General features: G+C 71.8%; 21 protein-coding genes. All 21 read left to right on the top strand.

The annotated features are described in order from the left end of the window. Window positions 1-45 precede the first annotated feature (45 nt). Window positions 46-363 carry a hypothetical protein gene (locus ACPYN4_RS04035; RefSeq protein ID WP_424445656.1) on the top strand — a complete coding sequence of 106 codons (318 nt, stop codon included), beginning with the start codon at window positions 46-48 and terminating at the stop codon, window positions 361-363. Next, entirely contained in the window at window positions 344-2,044 is a 1,701-nt protein-coding gene (locus tag ACPYN4_RS04030; RefSeq protein ID WP_424445655.1) for an alpha/beta hydrolase, read from the top strand. The genes ACPYN4_RS04035 and ACPYN4_RS04030 overlap by 20 nt, the downstream gene beginning before the upstream one ends. Then, on the top strand, window positions 2,041-2,658 hold the full coding sequence (locus tag ACPYN4_RS04025; protein ID WP_239281937.1) for a hypothetical protein: 618 nt from the start codon (window positions 2,041-2,043) through the stop codon (window positions 2,656-2,658). Before ACPYN4_RS04030 ends, ACPYN4_RS04025 begins: the two co-directional genes overlap by 4 nt. A 37-nt stretch (window positions 2,659-2,695) precedes the next feature. After that, a complete protein-coding gene (gene aroQ, locus ACPYN4_RS04020) occupies window positions 2,696-3,151 on the top strand; it encodes a type II 3-dehydroquinate dehydratase (protein WP_287269385.1) in 456 nt (151 codons plus the stop codon). A gap of 162 nt (window positions 3,152-3,313) precedes the next feature. Then, window positions 3,314-3,874: an elongation factor P gene (gene efp / locus ACPYN4_RS04015; RefSeq protein ID WP_239281939.1), complete on the top strand. Its 561-nt coding sequence runs from the start codon at window positions 3,314-3,316 to the stop codon at window positions 3,872-3,874. Window positions 3,875-3,892: 18 nt separating this feature from the next. Continuing rightward, on the top strand, window positions 3,893-4,303 hold the full coding sequence (nusB, locus tag ACPYN4_RS04010; protein ID WP_239281940.1) for a transcription antitermination factor NusB: 411 nt from the start codon (window positions 3,893-3,895) through the stop codon (window positions 4,301-4,303). A 420-nt stretch (window positions 4,304-4,723) separates the two neighbouring features. Further along, window positions 4,724-7,744: a DEAD/DEAH box helicase gene (locus ACPYN4_RS04005; protein ID WP_424445749.1), complete on the top strand. Its 3,021-nt coding sequence runs from the start codon at window positions 4,724-4,726 to the stop codon at window positions 7,742-7,744. A gap of 79 nt (window positions 7,745-7,823) precedes the next feature. Beyond that, window positions 7,824-9,389: a Rieske 2Fe-2S domain-containing protein gene (locus ACPYN4_RS04000; RefSeq protein ID WP_287269391.1), complete on the top strand. Its 1,566-nt coding sequence runs from the start codon at window positions 7,824-7,826 to the stop codon at window positions 9,387-9,389. A 179-nt stretch (window positions 9,390-9,568) separates the two neighbouring features. Next, complete coding sequence (pyrR, locus tag ACPYN4_RS03995; protein ID WP_281652158.1) at window positions 9,569-10,108, top strand: bifunctional pyr operon transcriptional regulator/uracil phosphoribosyltransferase PyrR; 540 nt, start codon at window positions 9,569-9,571, stop codon at window positions 10,106-10,108. After that, entirely contained in the window at window positions 10,105-11,094 is a 990-nt protein-coding gene (locus ACPYN4_RS03990) for an aspartate carbamoyltransferase catalytic subunit (protein WP_424445654.1), read from the top strand. The genes pyrR and ACPYN4_RS03990 overlap by 4 nt, the downstream gene beginning before the upstream one ends. Further along, window positions 11,091-12,416, top strand: coding sequence for a dihydroorotase (locus tag ACPYN4_RS03985; RefSeq protein ID WP_424445653.1), 1,326 nt, complete (start codon window positions 11,091-11,093; stop codon window positions 12,414-12,416). The genes ACPYN4_RS03990 and ACPYN4_RS03985 overlap by 4 nt, the downstream gene beginning before the upstream one ends. Then, complete coding sequence (locus ACPYN4_RS03980; RefSeq protein WP_281652161.1) at window positions 12,413-12,931, top strand: hypothetical protein; 519 nt, start codon at window positions 12,413-12,415, stop codon at window positions 12,929-12,931. The genes ACPYN4_RS03985 and ACPYN4_RS03980 overlap by 4 nt, the downstream gene beginning before the upstream one ends. Beyond that, a complete protein-coding gene (carA, locus tag ACPYN4_RS03975) occupies window positions 12,928-14,076 on the top strand; it encodes a glutamine-hydrolyzing carbamoyl-phosphate synthase small subunit (protein ID WP_281652162.1) in 1,149 nt (382 codons plus the stop codon). Before ACPYN4_RS03980 ends, carA begins: the two co-directional genes overlap by 4 nt. Further along, window positions 14,076-17,372 (top strand): carbamoyl-phosphate synthase large subunit, encoded by a 3,297-nt coding sequence (carB, locus tag ACPYN4_RS03970; RefSeq protein ID WP_281652163.1) that lies wholly within the window; start codon window positions 14,076-14,078, stop codon window positions 17,370-17,372. Before carA ends, carB begins: the two co-directional genes overlap by 1 nt. Then, on the top strand, window positions 17,369-18,208 hold the full coding sequence (pyrF, locus tag ACPYN4_RS03965) for an orotidine-5'-phosphate decarboxylase (RefSeq protein WP_281652164.1): 840 nt from the start codon (window positions 17,369-17,371) through the stop codon (window positions 18,206-18,208). The genes carB and pyrF overlap by 4 nt, the downstream gene beginning before the upstream one ends. Then, on the top strand, window positions 18,201-19,097 hold the full coding sequence (gene gmk, locus ACPYN4_RS03960; RefSeq protein WP_281652165.1) for a guanylate kinase: 897 nt from the start codon (window positions 18,201-18,203) through the stop codon (window positions 19,095-19,097). Before pyrF ends, gmk begins: the two co-directional genes overlap by 8 nt. A 74-nt stretch (window positions 19,098-19,171) precedes the next feature. Further along, complete coding sequence (rpoZ, locus tag ACPYN4_RS03955) at window positions 19,172-19,426, top strand: DNA-directed RNA polymerase subunit omega (RefSeq protein WP_076690873.1); 255 nt, start codon at window positions 19,172-19,174, stop codon at window positions 19,424-19,426. 106 nt (window positions 19,427-19,532) lie between these two features. Next, window positions 19,533-20,726, top strand: coding sequence for a methionine adenosyltransferase (gene metK, locus ACPYN4_RS03950; protein WP_281652166.1), 1,194 nt, complete (start codon window positions 19,533-19,535; stop codon window positions 20,724-20,726). 31 nt (window positions 20,727-20,757) lie between these two features. Beyond that, window positions 20,758-22,788 (top strand): primosomal protein N', encoded by a 2,031-nt coding sequence (locus ACPYN4_RS03945; RefSeq protein WP_424445652.1) that lies wholly within the window; start codon window positions 20,758-20,760, stop codon window positions 22,786-22,788. A 41-nt stretch (window positions 22,789-22,829) separates the two neighbouring features. Continuing rightward, a complete protein-coding gene (gene fmt / locus ACPYN4_RS03940; RefSeq protein WP_076690876.1) occupies window positions 22,830-23,777 on the top strand; it encodes a methionyl-tRNA formyltransferase in 948 nt (315 codons plus the stop codon). After that, window positions 23,774-25,162, top strand: coding sequence for an RsmB/NOP family class I SAM-dependent RNA methyltransferase (locus ACPYN4_RS03935; RefSeq protein WP_424445651.1), 1,389 nt, complete (start codon window positions 23,774-23,776; stop codon window positions 25,160-25,162). The genes fmt and ACPYN4_RS03935 overlap by 4 nt, the downstream gene beginning before the upstream one ends. Window positions 25,163-25,189 lie beyond the last annotated feature (27 nt).

Below are 25,189 nucleotides of genomic sequence, written 5' to 3'. Positions count from 1 at the left end.
TTCTGCCCATCGACGCCACCTGAGCACCGTGGTCGAATCGGTGACGTGGAGAACGACGTCGCGATCGACCGCGCTGCGCTGGAGCAGGCGAAGATCGTCCTCGGCTCCTCGATGGGCCAGTACGGTCTGTACGCCGAGGACACGTGGCGCCGTGACACCGGCATCGGCAACCCGTGCGGCCGCACGCTCCTGCGAGTAGCGCTGGAGAACGCCCTCGGTGAGGCACTCGTGCGCGTGCGCGGCCACGTCGACGAGGGCGGCGAGCTCGCCTCCGGGCTGCAGACCGTGCTCGATTCGTTCGCCGATCTCGACGCCACGCTCGGGGAGGGGTGGAACCGCGACGATGTCGCTGACCTCGCCTGAGCGCGGCTATCCGCTGGAGCGCATCGACTACGACTCCGGGGCGATCGAGGGTGTCGCGGCGGCGCTGGCGACCCTCGTCGACTACGCGGCGGATGCGTGCGTCGTCCTGGACAGCATCCACCACGGGCTCGAGGGGCGTGGCAGGGCGATCGACACGGCCACGGATGCCGCGGGCCGGCTGTCTCAGCGCGTGCAGCCCACCGCGGCCACGATCGGGCGCATCGTCGACGTGCTCCGCGGCTACGTCGACGCCGTGAGCTCCCATGCGCGGATCGCGAACGACCTCATCGACGAGATCGAGAGCGCCCACGCTGCGCTGCAGGTCGCCGAGGATACCGCCGCCGACGCCCGTGCGCAGCAGGACGCGCTGAGCGCCGACGCCACCTGGGCCGCCGTGGCCGGCGCGGCATCGGCGGTCGACGACGCCGACGGCGACCTCGACGCGCGGCGGGGCGCGCTGGGTGAACTGTGGTCGCGGTGGGAGTCGGCGTACCGGTGGTGGGACGACGCCTACGGGGCGGCGCTGACGGCCCTCGTCACGGCGTCCGGCACGACGGATGACCCCGGCATCCGGATGGCGATCTCCTCGCTCGCGCACGCCGATGCGCCCGCCGAGGTCGCCGCGATCTGGGCGAGCCTCAGCCCGCAGGAGCAGCAGGAGCTGTTCGAGCGGCATCCCGGCTTCATCGGGAACCTGGAGGGGGTGCCGTACCCGGTGCGCTTCGACGCCAACCGCGCCGTCTACGACAGGACGGTCAATGGCATGCCGTACGGCGAGCCGTTGGACGGCCAGCTGCGCCAGCTCGGCGAGGAACTCGGTCCCGAGTTCGCCGGCGAGCTGCTCATGTTCTACCCCTTCGAGCAGCCGCAGGCCACCGCCGCCGTGATGTACGGCGCCGCGGTCACCCGCGACGCGTCCGGACGGATCGTCGGCGATCCGCTTGCGGGCACGACGAATGTCAGCACGCTTGTCGGTGGGATGTTCTCGAGCCTCGACGACCTGTCGGCGTGGGGCGAGAGTGCGCGCAACCTCAATCGCTTCGCCGACGCGTACGGCGGCACCGGCACACGATCGGTGTCGATCGCGTGGTACGGCTACGACTCGCCGAACCTCCTGACGGAGCACACGATGGGAAGCGCCACCGAGGGTGCGGCGCGACTCACCGACGCGCTGCGCGGGCTCGACAACGAGATGGGCGCCGGCGTGACCTCGACCGTCATCGGTCATTCCTACGGGAGCACCACCGCCTTCCTCGCCGTGGGTGGCGCCGACGGCGCCACCGGCGTCGACCGGCTGGTGGCGGTCGGATCGGCCGGGGTTCCGGACGGGTATCACGCGGGCTGGACCGGAGATGACCCCATGGATTACTCGGGGGTCGAGGTCTACGCGTCGCGTGCGCCCGGCGACATCGTCGCCCGCTACGGCGAGTGGAGCTCGTTCGGGCACGGCACCGACCCCGCCGAGATCCCCGGCGCGATCCGCTTCGAGAGCGACGGCGGCACCGCCCCGTCGCTGCGCGGGACGCCCGAGGATGTGGCCCGCACGCCGGGCCACGCGGCTCACGACGGCGGCAACACGATCTGGGGCTGGTGGGAAGAGGACAACGGGTATCTGTCCCGCGACGCGGAGTCGTTCCGTAACATTGCGAACATCGTGGCCAAGGGTGAGGTGCTTCAGTGAGACGGGCGAAGACGGCGATCGTGGCCGCCGCGGGCATCGCCGTGCTCCTGCTGGCGGGGTGTGGAGGAACAGTGGCGGAGCCGACGGCAGACGAGCAGTTCGCGCAGGCGGAGGAGCTGTACTTCGCCTATCGCGAGGCGACCAACGGCGTGCTCGCCGTCATCGACGACGGGCCGTGGAAGGTCGAGGGATACGGCATGACCCCCTCGGGCGCCGGATGCGGCGACGGGTGGAAGTTCGACCTCGGCCGCTCGACCGCGATCGATCCCGCCGACGTCCCGGCCCGGCGGACCGCCGTGGCCGATCACCTCGTGGACGCGGGTTTCGAGGTGGAGGGGATGGACCTCGGTGACGAGGACAGCGGCTCGGGCGATGTCATCGTGCGGGAGCAGGGCGTGTACTCGCTGCTGATGGTGACGTTCGTCGCGGACGGCAGTGTGCTCGTCACCGCGACGACGCCCTGCACGGCGGGCGACCGGTACGCGCTCTCCGACCGGCTCTTTGGCGAGAAGGCGCTCCCGGGACAGGGCTACCTTCCCACGGAGGAGTCGCCGTCGGATCCGCTGTTCTTCGGGATCACGCCGGGTGAACCGCAGTTCTCCTCGGCGGGCTGATCCTCGGGCACGTCCGGCCCGGCGATAGGGTGCAGGGGTGACTCCGCGCCGCCTGCTGCTCGTGAACGGACCGAACCTCAATCTCCTCGGCATCCGCGAGCCCGAGGTCTACGGCCACGACACCCTCGCCGACGTCGAGCGGCTCGTGACGGATGCCGCCGCCGCGCACGGCTTCGACGTGACAGCCGTGCAGAGCAATCACGAGGGCATCCTCATCGACGCGATCCATGAGGCCCGTACGACCTGCGCGGGGATCGTCATCAATCCGGGCGGACTGACGCACACCTCCGTCGTCCTGCGCGACGCGCTGGCGGGCGTGGCGCTTCCCGTCGCGGAAGTCCACATCTCCGACGTGTACGCCCGCGAGGAGTTCCGCCACCACTCGTACGTGCGCGACGTCGCCGCGGTGCACATCGTCGGCGAGGGCGTCGCGGGCTACGCGCGCGCCGTCTCGCTGCTGATCGACGTGATCGCGGGGCGCGCCGAGGGCTGATCCGCCCCGCGGCGAACGCTGATCCGCGGTCGGACCAGGAGCGCTATCGCCGCCCGACCGCACGACGCACGCACGGCATCCCGTAGAATCGTGCGTCGGGCCGGTCGGCCCCGCACGCTTCGAAGGCTCAGCGACCGCTGGGCGGGACGGAACTCCACACTCATGGCATCCACCGCAGACATCCGCAACGGCGTCGTCCTCTCGATCGACGGCCAGCTCTGGAACGTCGTGGAGTTCCAGCACGTCAAGCCCGGCAAGGGCGGCGCGTTCGTCCGCACGAAGCTGAAGAACGTCATGACCGGCAAGGTCGTAGACAAGACGTTCAACGCCGGCGCCAAGGTCGACATCGAGAACGTCGACCGCCGCGACTTCACCTACCTGTACAACGACGGCGACGGGTTCGTGTTCATGGACGTCGCCGACTACGACCAGATCACGGTGGGCGCGGCGACCGTCGGCGACGCCGCGAACTTCCTGCTCGAGAACCAGCAGGTGCAGATCGCGCTCAACAACGGCAACCCTCTCTACATCGAGCTCCCGGCATCCGTCGTCCTCGAGATCACCTACACCGAGCCCGGCCTGCAGGGCGACCGCTCCTCGGCCGGCACGAAGCCGGCGACCGTCGAGACCGGCTACGAGATCCAGGTTCCGCTGTTCCTCGAGACGGGCACCAAGGTCAAGGTCGACACCCGCACGGGCGACTACCTCGGCCGCGTCAACTGATCGGCGGCGGCTGAGCCGATGAGTGCCCGTTCGAAGGCGCGCAAGCGCGCGCTCGACATCCTCTACCAGTCCGACGTGCGCGGCGACGACCTCGCCGCGACGCTCGCCACCGAAGCGCGGCGCGCCGCGAACGAGCCTGCCCGCGAGGCGTCATGGCTCTACGCCCGCGAGATCGTCGACGGTGTCATCGACAACCGCGACGAGATCGACGAGCAGATCGTCACCCACGCCAAGGACTGGAAGCTCGAGCGGATGCCGGCGGTCGACCGCGCGATCCTCCGCCTGGCGGTGTGGGAGCTGCTGTTCAACGACGAGGTGCCCGCCGCTGTGGCAATCGACGAGGCCGTGGAGCTCGCCAAGGAGTTCTCCACCGACGACTCCGGTTCGTTCGTGCACGGCGTGCTGGCGCGCATCGCGCGCTCCAGCTGATCCCGCCCGACGCCGACGTCCACGACGGAGTCTTCGCGGCACGTCGGCGGCCCCTGCGAGGATGAAGCGGTGACCGCGCCCCACGTTCCGGATGTCGAGATCCGCCGTGCCGCATGGGGTGGCGCGTACGAGCGCGGCGTCGACTACGCGCGCAGCGGCGCCGTGCGCCGCGTGACCTGGGATCCCGACGACAGCACCCTCAGCGGCATCGTGGCCGGCAGCCGCAGCGAGCTGTACCGGTGCAGCATCCGCCTCGACACGAGCGGAGCGCAGCCGCGCATCATGACGGCGCGCTGCTCGTGCCCGATGGCAGAGCACTGCAAGCACACCGTCGCAACCCTCGTGCGCAGCAATGCCGGCGCCGCCGACGGCGTGCACCGCGACCCGGCACCACCGGCGTCGCCGGTGTCGGCCGCACCCATGGCTCCCGCCGGCCCGGGCCCTCGTGCCGTACCGCCGCGCGACGCGCACTGGCGCACGATCCTCGGAACCGGCGAGGACGCCGGCCGGGGCGAGGGGATCGTCCCGCTCGCGCTCGGCGTCGAGCTGCGCGTGCGGGAGTCGCGCGCGCAGGCCGTGCACTGGGGTCCGCGGCGCGTGCTGCCGGCGACGGCCCGCTCCCTCGAGGCGGCCGATCCCGACGACATCACGGTCGGCGTGCGACCGCTGTCGCGCAGCAGCCGCAGCGGCAAGTGGATCCGCTCCGAGGTGTCCTGGGATGCGCTCCGCCGCGTGCCGCTGCGCTACCGCCGCGACCAGTTCCGCTGGTTCACGACCCTCTTCGGGATCGTCCACGACACCCGCGTGCTGGGCGGATACCGCGACGACTCCGAGTGGGTGACCCTCGACAGCGTCGAGTCGAGCCTGCTGTGGTCGCACCTCGCAGCGGCCGACGCCCTCGGCATCCCGCTCGTCGCCGTCTCCAGCGCCCAGACGGTCACCCTCGCCCCCCGCGCCCACGTGGAGGTCGTGATCGGAAAGGCGGATGCCGGGGGCCTGAGCGTCGCCGCCGCCGTCGCGATCGGCGACGAGGTCGCCGATCCGGGCACGGTGCGCCCCGTCGGGCACTCCGGCGTCTATCGGTTCGAGGTGCGCAGCGGCGGCATCGCGCTCACCCTCGCGCCGGCACCGCTCGGCGACACCGTGCACGACCTGCTCGCCGCGGGGCGCCCGGTGCCCGTCCCTGCCGCCGAGGTCAGCGATTTCTTTGCGCAGGCCTACCCGCGACTGGCGCGCGACGGCGTCGTGGCCGCCGGGGCGGGCGTGACGCTGCCGGCACCGGAGCAGACGACGCTCGTCGTAACGGTGCGGTTCCTTCCCGAGGACACGATCCGCGTCGACCTCCGCTGGCAGCGGCCGGGGCTCGGCCGCGCGGCGTTCGACACCAGCGCGGACGATCCCCACGAAGCCGAGCTGCGCCGGGCCGTCGAGCGCGTCTTCACCGATCGTGGGCTCGCGGTCACCGCGGCGGCGACGGTCACCGGCGTCGATGCGGCCGAGTTCGCCGTGCACGTGCTGCCGGCCCTCGAGGAGCTCGACGGCGTGCGCGTGGAGACGAGCGGCCGGCGACGCGTGTACCGCGAGCTCGGCGGCGACCCCCGCATCACGGTGAAGACCGTGGAGACGACGGATGCCGACTGGTTCGACCTCGGCATCCTCGTCGAGATCGGCGGGCACCGCATCCCGTTCACGCCGCTGTTCCGCGCCCTCGCACTGCGCAAGAAGAAGCTGCTGCTCTCCGACGGCCACTACTTCTCCCTCGCGCACCCTGCCCTCGACCGCCTGCGCGAGCTCATCGACGAAGCCGCCGACCTGCCGGAGTGGGAGTCGGGCCCGCGGATCAGCCGCTACCAGCTGCCGCTGTGGGAGGACTTCGAAGACCTCGCCGACGAGTCCCAGCCCGCGGTGGCGTGGCGGGCCGCGGCGGAGGGTCTCCGAGTCGCCGCGCCGGTCGCCGTCTCGGTTCCGGCGGCCCTGCATGCGGAGCTCCGCCCGTATCAGCGCGAGGGCTTCGAACGCCTTGCGTTGTGGTGGCGGCACCGGCTCGGCGGCATCCTCGCCGACGACATGGGCCTCGGCAAGACGCTGCAGGTGCTCGCCCTCATCGCACACCTCCGCGAGGGCGGCGAGCGCCGCCCCGTCCTCGTCGTCGCACCGACGTCGGTGCTCGCGACGTGGCGCGCCGAGGCGGCCCGGTTCACGCCGGGGCTGAGGGTGAACCTCGTCGAGGAGACTGCGGGCAAGGCATCGGGGGCGGCTGCGGCGGGGCGCATGGCCGGCGCCGATCCGCAGGCGGGAGAGCCGCCCTGGTCGGGTGCCGACGTCGTCGTGACCTCCTACACGCTGCTGCGCCTCGACGCGGACCTCTACGCCGCGGGCGACTGGGCCTGCGTGGTGCTCGACGAAGCACAGTTCGCGAAGAACCCCCGCACGCGCGTGCACCGGGCGGTCCAGGCGCTACGCGCCGACATGGTGGTCGCGGTCACCGGCACCCCGCTGGAGAACTCGCTCACCGAACTGTGGGCGCTGCTGGCTCTCGCCTGCCCCGGGCTATTCCCCTCGCCGCGCCGGTTCCGCGAGGAGTATGTCAAGCCGATCGAGCAGGGCAAGGTGCCCGAGAACGAAGAGGGCGGCCCCTACCGGGAGCGCCGTCTGGAACGCCTGCGCAGCAGGGTGCGCCCGTTCGTCCTGCGGCGCACGAAGGAGCTCGTCGCGCCCGAGCTCCCGCCGCGGCAGGAGCAGGTGCTGACGATCGAGCTCGGCCCGGCGCACCGCGCCGTGTACGACGCCGTCCTGCAGCGGGAGCGCCGCAAGGTGCTGGGGCTGCTCGACGACCTCGACCGCAACCGCTTCATCGTGTTCCGGTCGCTGACACTCCTGCGCCGGCTCGCCCTGGCGCCTGCGCTCGTGGATGCGGGCGACCCCGGCATCCGCTCAGCCAAGCTCGACGCGCTGCGAGAGCAGCTGGGGGAGCTCATCGCCGAAGGCCATCGTGCGCTCGTGTTCAGCCAGTTCACGTCGTACCTCGACCTCGTCCGCGCCGACCTCGACGCCCACGGCATCCGGTACGCGTACCTCGACGGGTCAACCCGGCGCCGCAGCGATGTCGTCGAGGCGTTCCGGGGCGGCGATGCGCCGGTGTTCCTCATCAGCCTGAAAGCCGGCGGGTTCGGTCTCACGCTCACGGAAGCCGACTACGTCTTCCTCCTCGACCCGTGGTGGAACCCCGCCGCGGAGGCGCAGGCGGTCGACCGCACCCACCGCATCGGTCAGACACGCCCCGTGAACGTGTACCGGCTCATCTCCGGCGGCACCATCGAGGAGAAGGTGGTCGCCCTGCAGCAGCGCAAGGCGCGGCTGTTCCAGTCGGTCATGGGCGACGACGACCTGCTGGCGCAGTCACTCACCGCCGCCGACATCCGAGACCTGCTGGAGCCCTGACCGCGCGCGTCCAGCGAGGCGGGAGGATCGCGGCGGGACCGCCGCGTAGACTCGACAGCTGTTCGACACAGGAGGTTCCATGCGGATCACGGGTCTCGGCCACGCCGGCATGTTCATCGAGACGAGCGGCGGCAGCATCCTCTGCGACCCCGTGATCGGGCCGAGCTTCTTCGGGTCGTGGTTTCCCTTCCCTGACAACCGGGGCCTGGACTGGGAGCGGTTCGGCCGGGCCGACTTCCTCTACATCTCGCACCGTCACCGCGACCACTTCGACCCGCGGCTGCTGGAGCGCTACGTGCCGAAGGACATCCGCGTGCTCCTGCCGGAGTACCCGACCGACGACCTCGAGGTCGACATCCGGGCGCTCGGCTACGAGAACATCGTGTACACGCAGGCGGGCGTTCCGCTGGAATACCCGGGCGGCCTGAAGATCATGGTCACGCCGCTGCGCGCCCCCAGCGACGGGCCCATCGGGGACTCGTCGCTCAGCGTGGACGACGGCACCGCCAGCATCCTCAACCAGAACGACTCCCACCCGCTGGACCTGGAGAAGCTCATGAGCTTCGGCAAGCCCGACGCGTACTTCACGCAGGTGTCGGGGGCCATCTGGTGGCCGATGGTCTACGACCTGCCGCAGGACTCCAAGCAGCACTTCGCCCAGCTCAAGCGCGACGCGCAGAACAAGCGGGCGATGTACTACATCGAGAAGGTGGATGCCGAGCACGTGTTCCCCATGGCGGGACCGCCGATGTTCCTGCGCGAGGACCTGTTCCGCTTCAACGGCCTGGGGCTTCAGAACGACTCGATCTTCACCGATCAGCGGCAGTTCCTCGCGCACATGCGGGAGGTCCGGCCCGCGCAGAAGGGGTACGAGTTCGTTCCCGGCACGCAGGTGGAGCTGGACGGCGGCGCGATCGAGGTCACGCAGACGCTGTATACGCAGGATGAGATCGACCGCGTGTTCGACGAGAAGTGGGACTACCTCGCCGAGCAGCGGGACAGCCGTCAGGACGAGGTCATCGCCGAGATCGCGACGCGCGCGGAGGTGATCGCCCCCGACGAGATGCTCGCCGCGATCAAAGAGTGGTGGGAGCCGCTGCTGCGCCGCGCGCGCACGATCCGCACCGGCGTCGGCGGCAACGTACGCTTCCGCATCGGTGAGCTCGACATGGTGGTGGACTTCCCGAAGGCGAAGGTGCGCGAGTACGCGGGGGAGGACTGCATCTACTGGTACACGATCCCCGCCGACCTCGTCTCGACGAACATCCGCGACCACGAGATCGACTGGTCGAACTCGATCTTCCTGTCGATGCAGTTCGAGGTGGGTCGTTCGGGGAAGTTCAACGAGTTCCTGACGACGTTCCTGAAGTGCCTGTCCCGCGACCGCATCGAGTACGTCGAGAACTGGTACGCCGAGCAGTCCGATCAGACCGAAGATGCCGAGATCGACGGCTGGATGCTGCAACGCCGCTGCCCGCACCTGCGCGCCGACCTCACCAAGACCGGAAAGGTCGAGGACGGCGTCCTCACCTGCGCCCTCCACGACTGGAAATGGGACCTCGCGAGTGGCGCATGCCTCACCACGCCCGGGCACCCGATCCGCGCCGAGCGCATCATCGAGACCGCCTCCGCCTCCGGTCATTGAGCGCGGGCGCGCCCGCGACCGGGATCGCGTGCGACGTTTCGTCTCGCTCGTACCTCGCTCGCTCAACGACCGGCGCGGAGGCGTATCGAGACCAGCCACCCGCACCGGTCCGGTAGGGTGGATTCCGGAACCACAGCAACCTTTAACACCGTCCTGTGAGGCGGAGAAGGGAGCGGCGGATGAGCACCGGTACCACGCGCACCGTGATGCACGACGCTGACATCGCACGCGCTCTGACTCGGATCTCCCACGAGATCCTCGAGTCCAACAAAGGGCCGCAGGACCTCGTCCTCCTCGGCATCCCCACCCGCGGCGTCACGCTCGCGAACCGCATCGGCGGCCTGCTCGCCGACATCGCCGGAGTCGGCGTCCCCGTCGGAGCGCTCGACGTCACGATGTACCGCGACGATCTGCACCGCAATCCCACCCGCACGCCGCAGCCGACGCAGATCCCCGCCGGCGGGATCGACGGCAAGACGGTCGTGCTCGTGGACGACGTGCTGTTCTCTGGACGCTCGATCCGCGCCGCGCTCGACGCTCTGAACGACATCGGCCGGCCCGCCGCCGTGCGCCTCGCGATCCTCGTCGACCGGGGTCACCGCGAGCTGCCCATCCGCCCCGACGTCGTCGGCAAGAACCTGCCCAGCGCCCGCAGCGAGCGCGTCAACGTCCACCTCGCCGAGGTCGACGGCATCGAAGAGGTGACGATCGCGTCATGAGGCACCTCCTCGACACCCGGACGCTGTCCCGCGACGATGCCCTCCGCATCCTCGACGTCGCCGAGGACATGCGCGACACCCAGTCCCGCGAGATCCGCAAGCTCCCGACCCTGCGCGGCAAGACGATCGTGAACCTCTTCTTCGAGGACTCCACCCGCACCCGCATCTCGTTCGAGGCCGCCGCCAAGCGCCTCTCCGCCGATGTCATCAACTTCTCCGCGAAAGGCTCCTCCGTCAGCAAGGGGGAGTCGCTGCAGGACACCGCGCAGACGCTGCAGGCGATGGGGGCGGATGCCGTGGTCATCCGCCACGGCGCCTCCGGCGCCCCGCACACCCTCGCATCGAGTGGCTGGATCACCGCCGGTGTCGTCAACGCCGGCGACGGGACGCACGAGCACCCGACGCAGGCGCTGCTGGACGCGTTCACGATCCGCAAGCGCCGGTTCGGCGACGACAGCCGTCGGCGCGACCTCAGCGGCATCCGCGTCACGATCGTCGGCGACGTGCTGCACTCGCGCGTCGCGCGGTCCAATGTCTGGTTGCTGCGTACCCTCGGCGCCGAGGTGACGCTCGTCGCCCCGCCGACCCTGATCCCACAGGACGTCACCGGCTGGCCGGTGCGGATCGAGTACGACCTCGACGCGGCGATCGCCGCGGAGCCGGACGCCATCATGATGCTCCGCATCCAGCTGGAGCGCATGAATGCCGCGTATTTCCCCACTGAACGGGAGTATTCGCGGCGCTGGGGGCTTGACGCCGCGCGGCTGGCAGCACTGCCGGACGGTAGCATTGTCATGCACCCCGGTCCCATGAACCGAGGGCTGGAGATCTCCGCCGACGCCGCCGATTCCCCGCGCTCGACCGTGCTCGAACAGGTTGCGAACGGCGTCTCGGTCCGCATGGCGGCGCTGTACCTGCTGCTGGCGGGCGAGCGCGCCCTTCGACAGGCCCAGGGACCGAATGCGGAAGAGGAGGAAGCCCCGTGACCGATTACCTGATCCGCGGCGCGAAGCTCAACGGCCGGCACGCGGCCGACCTGATCGTCGCGGATGGCCGCATCGCCGAGGTCGGCACCGGCCTCAGCCGCGCCGGGGCGCGCATCGTGGATGCCGACGGTCTCATCGCCCTGCCCGGCCTCGTCGACCTGCACACGCACCTGCGCGAGCCCGGCTACGAAGCGTCCGAGACGATCCTCACCGGGTCGCGCGCCGCGGCCGCCGGCGGCTACACGACCGTGTTCGCCATGCCGAACACGTCGCCGGTCGCCGACACCGCGGGCGTCGTCGAGCAGGAGCTCGCGCTCGGCGAAGCGGCCGGGTTCGTGCACGTGCAGCCGATCGGCGCCGTCACTGTCGGGCAGAAGGGGGAGCGTCTCGCCGAGCTCGGCGCGATGGCCTCGTCCCGCGCCCGCGTCCGCGTCTTCAGCGACGACGGATTCTGCGTCTTCGACCCGCTCATCATGCGCCGGGCGCTGGAGTACGTGAAGGCGTTCGACGGCGTCGTCGCCCAGCACGCCCAGGACCCCCGGCTGACCGAGGGCGCCCAGATGAACGAGGGCGCCGTCTCGGCCGAGCTGGGGCTCGCCGGCTGGCCCGCCGTCGCCGAGGAGTCGATCATCGCGCGCGACGTCCTGCTGGCCGAGCACGTCGGCTCCCGCCTGCACGTGTGCCACCTGTCCACGGCCGGGTCGGTCGACATCATCCGCTGGGCCAAGAAGCGCGGCGTCAACGTCACCGCCGAGGTCACGCCGCACCATCTGCTGCTGAGCGAAGAGCTCGTCCGCGGCTACGATGCCCGCTTCAAGGTCAACCCGCCGCTGCGCCGCGACGAGGACGTGCAGGCGGTGCGCGAGGGCCTCGCCGACGGCACGATCGACATCGTCGCGACCGATCACGCGCCGCATCCCGACGAGAGCAAGTCCTGCGAGTGGCAGGCCGCCGCCAACGGCATGGTCGGCCTCGAATCGGCCCTGCGCGTCGTGCACCAGGCCATGGTCGAGACCGGGATGCTGACGTGGGATGACGTCGCCCGCGTCATGTCGGCCGCTCCCGCCCGCATCGGCCGGCTGAGCGGTGCCGGCACGCCGCTCGAGGCGGGCGCGCCGGCTTCCCTCACGCTGTACGACCCCGCCCCGGTACGCACCTTCGCGCGCGGCGACCTCCACGGTCGCAGCGTGAACTCACCGTATCTCGGGCGCGACCTCCCGGGCGAGGTGCGCTGGACGCTCTTCCGGGGAGCGGCGACCGTCGAGGACGCCGTCGTGGCCGCGACGATGGGCGCCCCGGTCGGCACGGGGGTGCGCGCATGAGCCGCGAAGGCGCCCTGCTCGTCATGATCGCCGTCGCGATCGCGCTGCTCGCGATCGGCGTCATCGCGTGGCGACGACGCACCCGCCGTGACGCCGACCTCGCCGCCCCCTTCGGCGAAGCGCCCGCCGCAGCGGTGGAGCGCGAACGCGTGTCCGGGCTGTACGTGGCGACGACCCGCCACGGCGAGCCGCTCGAGCGGCTCGCGATCCGGGGCCTCGGCTTCCGCTCCCGGGTCGACGTCACCATCACCGACCGCGGTGTCGCGTTGGACCTCACCGGCCAGCCCCGGCTGTTCCTGGAGACCGCACGCATCGCCGACGTGGACCTCGCGACCGTCGCGATCGACCGCGTCGTCGAGCGTGGCGGCCTGGTCCGCCTGACCTGGCGCGCCGGCGACACGCTCGTCGACAGCTACCTCCGCCCGCAGGACGGCTCCGCCCGCGCGCTCGCGGCGGCGATCGCCGCGATCCTGCCCGCCTCGACTTCCACCACCCCGACGGGAACCGACGCATGACCTCCTTCACCACCGACCCCGCCGTCCTCGTCCTCGAAGACGGCTCCCGCCACCCCGGCCGCGCATACGGTGCGCGCGGCACGACGCTCGGCGAGGTCGTCTTCGCGACCGGCATGACCGGCTACCAGGAGACCCTCACCGATCCGTCGTACGCCGGGCAGATCGTCCTGCAGACCGCGCCGCACATCGGCAACACCGGAATGAACAGCGAAGACGTCGAGTCGCGCCGCATCTGGGTCGCCGGCTACATCGTCCGCGATCCCTCGCGCGTCGTGTCGAACTGGCGCTCCGAGGAGTCGCTCGACGACGCCCTGACGCGCGACGGCATCGTCGGCATCTCCGGGATCGACACGCGCGCCATCACGCGCGTGCTGCGTTCGGCCGGCTCGATGCGCGGGGGAGTGTTCTCCGGCGAGGCCGCGACGCTGGATGCCGAGGAGCAGCTGCGTCAGGTGCGCGAAGCCCCGCAGATGGCCGGGCAGAACCTGTCCGCCGCGGTCTCCGTCGCCACCGCCGAGGTGACGCCCGCCCGCGGCGAGCGCCTCGGCAATCTGGCCGTGCTCGATCTCGGCGTCAAGCAGGCGACGATCGAGAACCTCGCCGACCGCGGTTTCGACGTGCACGTGCTGCCGCAGAGCGTGACGATCGAGGAGGTCCTCGCGATCGACCCCGTCGCCGTGTTCTACTCCAACGGACCCGGCGACCCCGCGGCATCCGACGACCACATCACACTGCTGCGCGGCGTGCTCGATCGGGGCCTGCCGTTCTTCGGCATCTGCTTCGGCAACCAGCTGCTCGGCCGCGCCCTCGGGTTCGGCACGTACAAGCTGCCCTTCGGCCACCGCGGCATCAACCAGCCCGTGCTCGACAAGCAGACCGGCCGCGTGGAGATCACCGCGCACAATCACGGCTTCGCCGTCGACGCGCCCCTCGAGGGCGAGGTGGACTCGCCGAACGGCTACGGCCGCGTCGAGGTGAGCCACATCGGGCTCAACGACAACGTCGTGGAGGGCCTGCGCGCCCTCGACATCCCGGCCTTCTCGGTGCAGTACCACCCCGAGGCCGCCGCCGGCCCGCACGATGCCAACTACCTCTTCGACCGCTTCGCCGACCTGGTGCGCACCTCCCTGGAGAACAAGAACTGATGCCCAAGCGCGACGATATCCGCTCCGTCCTCGTTATCGGCTCCGGCCCGATCGTCATCGGTCAGGCTTGTGAGTTCGACTACTCCGGCACTCAGGCCTGCCGCGTGCTGCGCGAGGAGGGCGTGCGCGTCATCCTGGTGAACTCCAACCCGGCCACGATCATGACCGACCCCGACTTCGCCGACGCGACGTACATCGAGCCGATCACGCCCGCCGTCATCGAGACGATCATCGCCAAGGAGAAGCCGGACGCGATCCTCCCGACCCTGGGCGGCCAGACGGCGCTGAACGCGGCCATGGCGCTGCACGAGCAGGGGATCCTCGAGAAGTACAACGTGGAGCTGATCGGCGCGAAGGTCGACGCCATCCGCAAGGGCGAGGACCGCCAGATCTTCAAGCAGTTGGTGCTGGATGCCGGGGCGGACGTCGCCCGCAGCGTCATCTGCCACACGATGGACGACCTCCTCGCCGGCGCCGCCGAACTCGGCTACCCGCTGGTCGTGCGCCCGTCGTTCACGATGGGCGGGCTCGGGTCGGGCTTCGCCTACGACGAGGAGGACCTGCGCCGCATCGGCGGGGCGGGCCTGCGCGACTCTCCGACGACCGAGGTGCTCCTCGAGGAGTCGATCCTCGGCTGGAAGGAGTATGAGCTCGAGCTCATGCGCGACACGTCCGACAACACGGTCGTGGTCTGCTCGATCGAGAACGTCGACCCCGTCGGCGTGCACACCGGCGACTCGATCACGGTCGCCCCGGCGCTCACCCTCACCGACCGCGAGTATCAGAAGCTCCGCGACATCGGCATCGACATCATCCGCGCCGTGGGAGTGGACACCGGCGGCTGCAACATCCAGTTCGCCGTGGATCCTGCGACGGGGCGCATCATCGTCATCGAGATGAACCCGCGCGTGTCGCGCTCGTCGGCGCTGGCCTCCAAGGCGACGGGCTTCCCGATCGCGAAGCTCGCCGCCAAGCTCGCGATCGGCTACCGCCTCGACGAGGTGCCCAACGACATCACGCAGGCGACGCCGGCGAGCTTCGAGCCGACGCTCGACTACGTCGTCGTGAAGGTGCCGCGGTTCAACTTCGAGAAGTTCCCGAACGCCGACACCACCCTCACGACCACCATGAAATCGGTCGGCGAGGCGATGGCGATCGGCCGCAACTACGCGACGGCGCTGCAGAAGGCGCTGCGGTCGCTCGAGAAGCGCGGCTCGAGCTTCCACTGGGGCGAGGAGCCCCGGTCGGTGGAGGAGCTCCTCGAGATCGCGAAGACGCCCACCGACGGCCGCATCGTCGTGCTCCAGCAGGCCATGCGCCTCGGCGCCACCATCGAGCAGGCCTTCGAGGCCACGAAGATCGACCCGTGGTTCCTCGACCAGATCGCCCTCATCAACGAGGTCGCCGAGTTCGTGCGGCAGGCTCCGGAGCTGGATGCCGCGACGCTCCGCCTCGCGAAGGAGCACGGCTTCAGCGACGCGCAGCTCGCCCAGCTCCGCGGCGACTCGGAGAGCGAGATCCGCGGCATCCGCCACGGTCTCGGCATCCGTCCCGTCTACAAGACGGTCGACACGTGCGCGGGGGAGTTCCCGGCGCTCACGCCGTACCACTACTCGTCGTACGACCACGAGACCGAGGTGACGCCGTCGGAGCGCACGAAGGTCGTCATCATCGGATCGGGGCCCAACCGCATCGGCCAGGGCGTCGAGTTCGACTACTCGTGCGTCCACGCGTCGTTCGCGCTGAGCGATGCCGGGTTCGAGACCGTCATGGTCAACTGCAACCCCGAGACGGTCTCGACCGACTACGACACGAGCGACCGGCTGTACTTCGAGCCGCTGACCCTCGAGGACGTCCTCGAGGTGCTGCACGCGGAGAGCGCTTCGGGGACGATCCTCGGCGTCGTCTGCCAGCTGGGCGGTCAGACGCCCCTCGGCCTCGCGAAGGGGATCGAGGAGGCCGGCTACACGATCCTCGGCACCTCGCCCGCGGCCATCGACATCGCCGAGGAGCGTGAGCTCTTCTCGCAGCTGCTCGACCGCGCCGGTCTCGTGGCGCCGCGCCACGGCACCGCCGTGGACGAGGCGGGCGCCGTCGAGATCGCCGAGGAGATCGGCTACCCCGTGCTCGTGCGTCCGAGCTTCGTGCTCGGCGGCCGCGGTATGGAGATCGTCTACGACACCGAGAGCCTGCGCGACTATTTCGTCCGCACGGCCGGTGAGGTCGTCATCGAGGAGGGCAAGCCGCTCCTGGTCGACCGGTTCCTCGACGACGCGATCGAGCTCGACGTCGACGCGCTGTACGACGGACACGAGCTCTACATCGGCGGCGTCATGGAGCACCTCGAAGAGGCCGGCATCCACTCCGGCGACTCCTCGTGCACCCTCCCGCCCGTCTCCCTCGGCCGCACCGAGATCGACCGGGTGCGCACCGCGACCCTCGCGATCGCCGAGGGCGTCGGCGTGCGGGGACTGCTGAACGTGCAGTTCGCCGTCTCGGCGGGCGTGCTCTACGTCATCGAGGCGAACCCGCGGGCGAGCCGCACGGTGCCGTTCGTGTCGAAGGCGCTCGGCATCCCGCTCGCGAAGGCCGCCTCGCGCATCATGGCGGGCGCGACCGTCGCGGAGCTGAAGGCCGAGAGGATGCTCCCCGAGCAGGACGGTTCGCGGGTTCCGCTGGATGCCCCCGTCGCCGTCAAGGAGGCCGTGCTGCCCTTCAAGCGGTTCCGCACCGCCGACGGTCACACCGTCGACTCCGTGCTCGGCCCCGAGATGCGCTCGACGGGCGAAGTCATGGGCATCGACCGTGACTTCCCGACGGCGTTCGCGAAGAGCCAGGCCGCCGCCTACGGCGGGATGCCGACGTCGGGCACCGTGTTCCTCTCGGTCGCCGACGACGACAAGCGCGCCGTCATCCTGCCCGCGCACCGCCTGCAGGAGCTCGGCTTCCGCCTCGTCGCGACCGAGGGCACCGCCGAGATCCTCGCGCGCAACGGCATCCGCGTCGACCTCGTGAACAAGTACTCCGCGACGCAGGAGACGGGGGAGCGCAACGTCGTCGACCTCATCAACGCGGGCGAGATCGACATCGTCGTGAACACACCGTCGGGCGGTATCGCCCGGGCGGACGGCTATGAGATCCGCGCGGCCGCCGTCGCGGCCGACAAGGCCCTGTTCACCACGATGGCCGTGCTCGGCGCCGCCGTCAGCGCCCTGCCGGTGCTGCGCTCCGGGTTCGAGGTGCGGAGCCTGCAGGAGTACGCCGAGGATCGCGCCGAGCGGAAGGCGACGGTGTGAGCTCGTTCGGTCAGCGACTGCGGGCCGCGCTCGACGCGCACGGACCGCTGTGCGTGGGGATCGACCCGCACGAGGCGCTGCTGCGGTCGTGGGGACTGGACGTGTCGGCGGCGGGTGCGCGTGAGTTCGGACTCCGCACGGTCGACGCCGCGGCCGGCCGCACGGGCGTCGTCAAGCCCCAGGTGGCGTTCTACGAGCGGTTCGGCGCCGCCGGTTTCGCCGCACTCGAAGACGTCATGTCCGCGGCACGGTCGGCAGGCCTGCTCGTCATCGCCGACGCCAAGCGCGGCGACATCGGGACGACGATGGACGGCTACGCCGCCGCCTGGCTCATGCCGGGGGCGCCGCTGGAGGCGGATGCCGTGACCCTCAGCCCCTACCTCGGCGCCGACGCACTGCACGCCGCCTTCTCGACCGCCATGTCGCACGACAAAGGCGCGTTCGTCCTCGCCGCGACGAGCAATCCCGAGGCCGCACCCCTGCAGCGCGCTCGCGTCGACGAGGAGGAGACCGTCGCGGAGCGCGTCGCGCACGACGTCGCGGCCCGCAACATCGGCGCGCCCGGCTCTCTCGGACCCATCGGCCTCGTCGTCGGCGCGACCGTCGACCGCCGCTCGTTCGGGCTCACCGATGTGGTGCTCGCCGGCACCCCGATCCTCGCCCCCGGATTCGGTGCGCAGGGCGCCGAGCCCGGCGACCTCAGCCGGCTGTTCGGGTATGTCGCCTCGCAGGTCGTCGCGAGCGAGAGCCGCAGCATCCTCTCCGCCAGCCCCGACCGCCTCGCCGAGCGCATCCGTGAGCGCGCGGCCCTGTACCGTGGAGAATCCGATGGCTGATTCCCGCACCCCGCCCGAGGTCGACCGCGTCGCCGCATCCCGCCGCGCCGTCGCCGCCCGCCGTGAGCGCGCCGCGCTCAAGCACGACGTCGCGATGCGCGTCATCACCCCGCAGGAACTGCTGCAGCGTGCGCTCGACGAGCCCGATTCTCCGGCCGGCGCCATGCGCGTCCCCGACTTCCTGACCGCGCTGCCGGCCATCGGCGACGGCAAGCGCGACCGCATCCTGGCCGAGCTCGAGATCTCACCGGTCAAGCGCCTCGGCGGACTCGGCGTGCGCCAGCGCGTCGCGCTGCAGCGCTGGCTCGACGGCCGGTTCCCGCCGCTGCAGCCGCGCGCCGGCCGCAGTCGGCTCATCGTTCTGGCCGGGCCCACCGCGGTCGGCAAGGGGACCGTCGCCGCGCACATCAAGGAGCACCACCCCGAGATCCTGCTGTCGGTGTCGGCGACGACCCGCAAGCCCCGCCCCGGCGAGGTCGACGGCGAGCACTACTTCTTCGTGGACGACGCGGCCTTCGACGAGCTCATCCGCAGCGGAGCGCTGCTCGAGCACGCCACCGTGCACAACGCCTACCGCTATGGCACGCCCCGCGCGCCGATCGAGCAGGCTCTCGCCGACGGACGTACGGTGCTGCTGGAGATCGACCTGCAGGGGGCGCGTCAGGTGCGCGCCGCCGCGCCGGACGCGACGCTCGTCTTCCTCACCCCGCCCAGCTGGGACGAGCTCGTCCAGCGGCTCGTCGGGCGGGGGACCGAAGACGCTGAGGAGCGAGCGCGCCGCCTGAAGACCGCGAAGGTGGAGCTGGCCGCCCAGGGCGAGTTCGACTACCGCGTCGTGAACGACGACGTGGCCCGCGCGGCCGCCGAGATCGCGCGGCTCGCCGGCTGATAGAATGGTCGGATGCGCTCGGCACCGCCGACGCCTCCGACTTCACCACCGCCATCCGATCCAGGAGGTTCCCCATGGCCGGACGTGACCAGGGCATCATCGACCCGCCCATCGACGCGCTGCTCGACAAGGTCGATTCCAAGTACCAGCTCGTCATCTACGCGGCCAAGCGCGCGCGGCAGATCAACGACTATTACTCCGACCTGCACGAGGGCAACCTGTTCGACAACGTCGGACCGCTCGTCGACTCGTCCGTCGAGGACAAGCCGCTGACGATCGCGCTGCACGAGATCCACGAGGACAAGCTGCGGCTGCGCCCCGTCGAGTGATCACCCTGTGATCGCATGACGCCGTATGGCGTCGCCATGCCCGCGTGACCCGCGATGTCGGGGACCGCGGGCATGATTGTGTGAGCCCGTTCCGTCAGGAGAATCGATGAGCCAGCTGCGCCTGTTCACATCCGAGTCCGTCACCGAGGGACACCCCGACAAGATCTGCGACCAGATCTCCGACTCGATCCTCGACGCGATCATCGCCGCCGACCCCGACGGGCGCGTCGCGGTGGAGACCCTCGTCACCACCGGTCTCGTCCACGTCGCGGGAGAGGTCTCCACGAGCGCCTACGTCGAGATCCCCGCGATCGTCCGCGAGGTCGTGAACCGGATCGGCTACACCTCCAGCGACACGGGATTCGACGGCGACTCGTGCGGAGTGAGCGTGTCGATCGGCGCGCAGTCCTCCGACATCGCCGCCGGCGTCGACAAGGCGTTCGAGCGCCGCGAGGACGGCTCCGAAGACCCGCACGACCTCCAGGGCGCGGGCGACCAGGGCATCATGTTCGGCTACGCGACGAACGAGACGCCCGAGCTCATGCCGATGGCGATCTGGACGGCGCACCGCATCGCGGAGCGCCTGAGCGAGGTGCGCCGCGACGGCAGCCTGCCCTTCCTCCGCCCCGACGGCAAGACCCAGGTGACCCTCGGCTACGACGGATCCGTCCCGAAGACCGTCGAGTCCGTCGTGCTGTCGACGCAGCATCACCCCGACATCTCGCAGAAGGCGCTGCGCGCCGCCGTGCGCGCCGAGGTCATCGACCCGGTGCTCGAGCGCACCGGCCTCGAGCTTCCCGACGTCAGCTACTACATCAACCCGGCCGGCCCGTTCGTGATCGGCGGCCCGAAGGGCGACGCCGGGCTGACCGGCCGCAAGATCATCATCGACACCTACGGCGGCGCCTCACGTCACGGCGGCGGTGCCTTCAGCGGCAAGGACCCGTCGAAGGTCGATCGCTCCGCCGCTTACGCCATGCGCTGGGTCGCCAAGAACGTCGTCGCCGCGGGTCTCGCCGACCGGCTCGAGGTGCAGGTGGCCTACGCGATCGGCAAGGCGAAGCCGGTGGGCCTGTACGTCGAGTCCTTCGGCACCGGTCATGTCGCCGACGAGGTCATCACCGCCGCGATCCGCGACGTGTTCGACCTGCGCCCCAAGGCGATCATCGAGCAGCTCGATCTGCTGCGACCCATCTACGCCGCCACCGCCGCGTACGGTCACTTCGGCCGCGAACTGCCGGACTTCACCTGGGAGCGCACGGACCGCGTCGAGGAGCTGCGCGCCGCCGCCGGGCTGTGAGGCCGGCAGGAGCGGGAGCGACGGAGGCAGCGTGACCGCCGTCGCCCGCGTGCTCATCGACTCGCCGCTGCCGCAGCTGGACCGGCTGTTCGACTACGCCGTTCCCCCCGAGTTCGCGGCGGAGGCGGTGCCGGGCGCGCGCGTGCGCGTGCCGCTGCGCTCGGCGGGGCGCGTCGTCGACGGGTATCTCGTGGAACTCGGCGAGCCCGACCCCGACGGCCGACCGCTGTCGGAGCTCGATGCCGTGGTCTCGCCGACACCGGTCCTCACCCCCGCCCTCTACGCGCTGGCGCGCCGCGCGGCCGACCGCGCGGCGGGCTCGGCGAGCGACATCCTGCGCCTGGTCATCCCGAAGCGCATGGTCCGGGCGGAGAAGGCCTGGCTGGCCGCGCCCGCTCCGGAGATGCCGCAGGTGGGGGCGGATGCCGCGGCGTGGGCCGACGGCATCCTGGCCCCCTATCCGGGGCTCGCCGACGCCGTCGCCGCGGGGGAACGGCTCGCCCTCGACGCCCCGCCTCGCCCCAGCACCGTGCAACAGGTCGGCGCGTGGGCCGAACTGCTGGCGGCGATCGCCGTCCGCACCCTCGCCCAGGGGCGGAGCGCCATCGTGGCGGTGCCCGACCAGCGCGACCAGGACCAGGTGCTCGCCGTCCTCGCCCGCGACGCGCTCGCCCTCGCGGCAGACGCGGTCGTCCGCGACGACGCGCGACGGTCCGGCCCGGAGCGGTACGCGACGTATCTGCGGCTGCTGTCGACGGCCCCCGCGATCGTCGTCGGCAACCGCTCGACGGTCTACGCCCCCGCCCACGACGTCGGGTGCGTGATCATCTGGGACGACGGCGATCCGCTGTTGGCGGAGCCGTTGAGCCCCGGCGTGCACGCTCGCGACGCGGCGCTCATCAGGCAGGAGCTCGAGGGGTCCGCCCTCGTGCTGGCGGGGCATACCCGCACCACCGACGTCGAACGCCTCGTGCAGCTCGGCTGGGTGCGCGAGCTGCCGGCGGCGCGGCGCGAGAGCCCCGCCGTCGTGCTCTCGGCCACGCGCGAGGGGGAGTCCCGCGGCGCACGCGTGCCCTCGAGCGCCTTCGCGGCGGCGCGCGACGCGCTCACCCGCGGCCCGGTGCTCGTCCAGGTCGCGCGTCCCGGGTACGCACCGGTGCTCGTGTGCGCGCAATGCCGCACGCCCGCGCGCTGTCGGCACTGCACCGGACCGCTGCGCGCCCGCCGCCCGGGCGTCGCCCCGGAGTGCGCGTGGTGCGGGCGCACGGCGCCGGCGTGGGCGTGCGTGCAGTGCGGCTCGACGAAGCTGCGCATGGCCTCGTCGGGGAGCGAGCGCACCGCCGACGAGCTCGGCCGAGCGTTCCCGAACACCCGTGTGATCGTGGCCGACGGGACCTACCCCCTCACGTCGGTCGACGACCGTCCCGCGCTCGTCGTCGCCACACGCGGCGCCGAACCGCATGCCGCCGGCGGGTATCGCGCCGTGATCCTGCTCGACGGCGACCGGATGCTGCTGGCCGAGCAGCTGCGCATCGGCGAGTCGTGCCTGCGGTGGTGGTCCAACGCCGCCGCTCTCGCCGCTCCGGGGGCGCCCGTGCACCTCGTCGGGGTGGCCGGCCCGGTGGCGCGGGCGCTGGCCACCTGGACGCAGCCCGCGTACGCCCGCGCGGAGCTGACCGACCGCACCCCGCTGTCCATGCCGCCCGTCGTGCGCGTGGCGGCGGTGGAGGGCACACCCGAGGCGGTGGATGCCGCCCTGACCGCCCTCCGCAGCGAGGTCCCCGCGCTGCCCGCATCGGCGTTCCTGGGTCCGGTGCCGATCGATCCGGCATCCCGCGGCGTGGGGACGGCGAGCGCCGCCTCCGACACCGGGCTCGTGCGCGCACTCGTCCGCTTGGACTACGCCCACGGGCGGGCGGTGGCCGAGCAGCTGCGCGCGGCCGTGGTGGCCGAGGCCCTGCGCGGGCGTCGCGGGCGGGGACGAGGACCGGGGCGGCCGGGGGCGGCGAGCCCGCGAACTACACTCAGGGTGCGGCTCGACGTGCCCGAACTCGACCTGTGACCGCCGCGCCGCCCGCTTCGACCGACCTCCCGAGGAGACCCATGCGCATCGTCTTCGCCGGCACCCCCGACCCCGCGGTGCCGTCGCTGACGGCGATCGCGCAGAGCGACCACGACCTCGTCGGCGTCGTCACCCGCACCGACGCCCCGCTCGGCCGCAAGCGCGTGCTAACTCCCTCGCCGGTGGCGACGGCGGCGACGGGGCTCGCCGTCCCGATCGTGAAGGCCGACCGGCTCGGCGACGACGCGACCGCAGCCGTGGCCGCGCTCGAACCTGACCTCGGGGTCATCGTCGCCTACGGCGGGCTCGTGCGGGAACCGTTGCTGTCGGTGCCCCGCCACGGCTGGATCAACCTGCACTTCTCGCTGCTGCCGCGCTGGCGCGGCGCCGCGCCCGTGCAGCACGCCCTCATCGCCGGCGACCGCGTCAGCGGCGCGAGTGTGTTCCAGCTGGTTCCCGCGCTCGATGCCGGCGACGTGTTCGGCGAGCTGCGCTACGACGTGCCGCGCGGCGCGACCGCCGGTGACGTCCTGGCCGACCTCGCCGACCGCGGGGCGGACCTGCTCGTCCGGGTCGTGGACGAGATCGCCCGCGGCACCGCCCGCGCCGTGCCGCAGGAGGGCGAGGCCACACTCGCTCCGAAGCTGTCGATCGCTGACGGCGCGCTGGACCTGTCGCGCCCGGCGGACGACGTGCTGAACCGCTTCCGCGGCACGACGCCCGAGCCGGGGGCGCACGTCACGCTCGACGGCGCACGCCTGAAGGTGCTCGCCGCCCTCCGCGGACCCGATGCGGACCTGGCACCCGGAGCCCTCGCCCTCCTCGGGCGCGACGTCGTCATGGGAGCGGGCGACGGCACCAGTGTGCTGCTGAAGACCGTGCAGCCGGCCGGCAAGGGTCCGATGGCTGCGGCGGACTGGTGGCGGGGTCTGCGCACGACCGACCCGCGCGTCGAGGTGCCCGCCACGTCCGCGGAGAAGGCGTCGTGACCGCGCCGACCGGGTCCGTCCCGGCATCCGGACGGTCGGCGCGCTGGGTCGCATACGACGTGCTGCGCGCTGTCCACGAGTCCGACGCGTACGCGAACCTCCTGCTCCCGCGCACCATCGCCCGCGCGGGCCTGAACTCCGCCGATGCGGGCCTGGCGACGGAGCTCACCTACGGCACCCTCCGGCGCGAGGGCACGTACGACGCGATCATCGCGGATGCCGCGCACCGGCCCGTCACGGCGATCGACCCGCCGGTGCTCGACGCGCTGCGCCTCGGGGTGCATCAGCTGGTCGCGATGCGCACCCCGTCGCACGCGGCCGTCAACGAGACCGTCCGTCAGGTGCGCCAGGCCGCGGGCAGATCCGCCGCGGGCTTCGCCAACGCCGTACTGCGACGCGTGTCGGAGCGGACGCCCGAGGAGTGGGACGAGCGTCTCGCCGCCGCCGCGCGGTCGGACGACGAACGCCTCGCGGTCCGGTACGCCCATCCGGTGTGGGTGATCCGGGCGTTCCGTCGCGCCCTCGCCGCGGAAGGCCGCGCCGATGAGCTGGACGCGCTGCTCGACGCCGACAACACCGCCCCGGTGGTCACCCTCGCCGCCCTGCCCGGGCTCGCCGAGCGGCCCGCGGATGCCGCGGCGACGCCGTACTCGCCGATCGGCTTCCGCTCCGCCGGGGGAGACCCCGCGGGTGTCGTGACCGCGTCGGGCGGCCTCGTGCGCGTGCAGGACGAGGGGTCGCAGCTGGCGGCGCTCGCGCTGGCGCGTGCCGTTCCGGTGCGCGCGGGGGAGCGGTGGCTCGACCTCTGCGCCGCGCCGGGCGGCAAGACGGCCGTGCTCGCCGCCGAGGCGCTCGCCCACGGCGCGAGCCTGGAGGCCAACGAGGTGTCACCGGCCCGCGCGGGGCTCGTCCGCGACTCCGTCGCCGCGATACCGCTGCCGGTGCCGGTATCGGAAGAGGACGGCCGCACCCGCGCGGCGCACGGCCGGTACGACCGCATCCTCGTCGACGCGCCGTGCACGGGCCTCGGCGCCCTGCGGCGCCGCCCCGAGGCGCGCTGGCGGAAGCAGCCCGCCGACGTGCCCGAGCTCGCGGCGCTGCAGGCCGAGCTGCTCGCGGCGGCGTTCGACGCGCTCACGCCGGGCGGGATCGTCGCCTACGTGACGTGCTCACCGCATCTGGCCGAAACCGCCGCGGTCGTCTCAGAGGCCCTGCGCACCCTCGGCGATCGCGTGGAAGAGCTCGACGCCCGTGCCGTCGTGGCCGCGCTCAGCAGCGCCCCCATCGACCTCGCCGCCCCAACGGACGGGTCCGGACGCGCGCAGCTGTGGCCCCACCGCCACGGCACCGACGCCATGTCAATCTCGCTGCTGCGACGCCGCTGAGCTGCGGCGGCGCGCATCGCATGGGCA

Origin of the sequence: Microbacterium sp. CH-015, from assembly GCF_049707015.1 — a bacterium.
In the GTDB taxonomy this organism is placed as follows: domain Bacteria; phylum Actinomycetota; class Actinomycetes; order Actinomycetales; family Microbacteriaceae; genus Microbacterium; species Microbacterium aurum.
The sequence above is the reverse complement of the archived record's forward strand: the minus strand, read 5'-3'. Positions and strand labels throughout refer to the sequence as shown.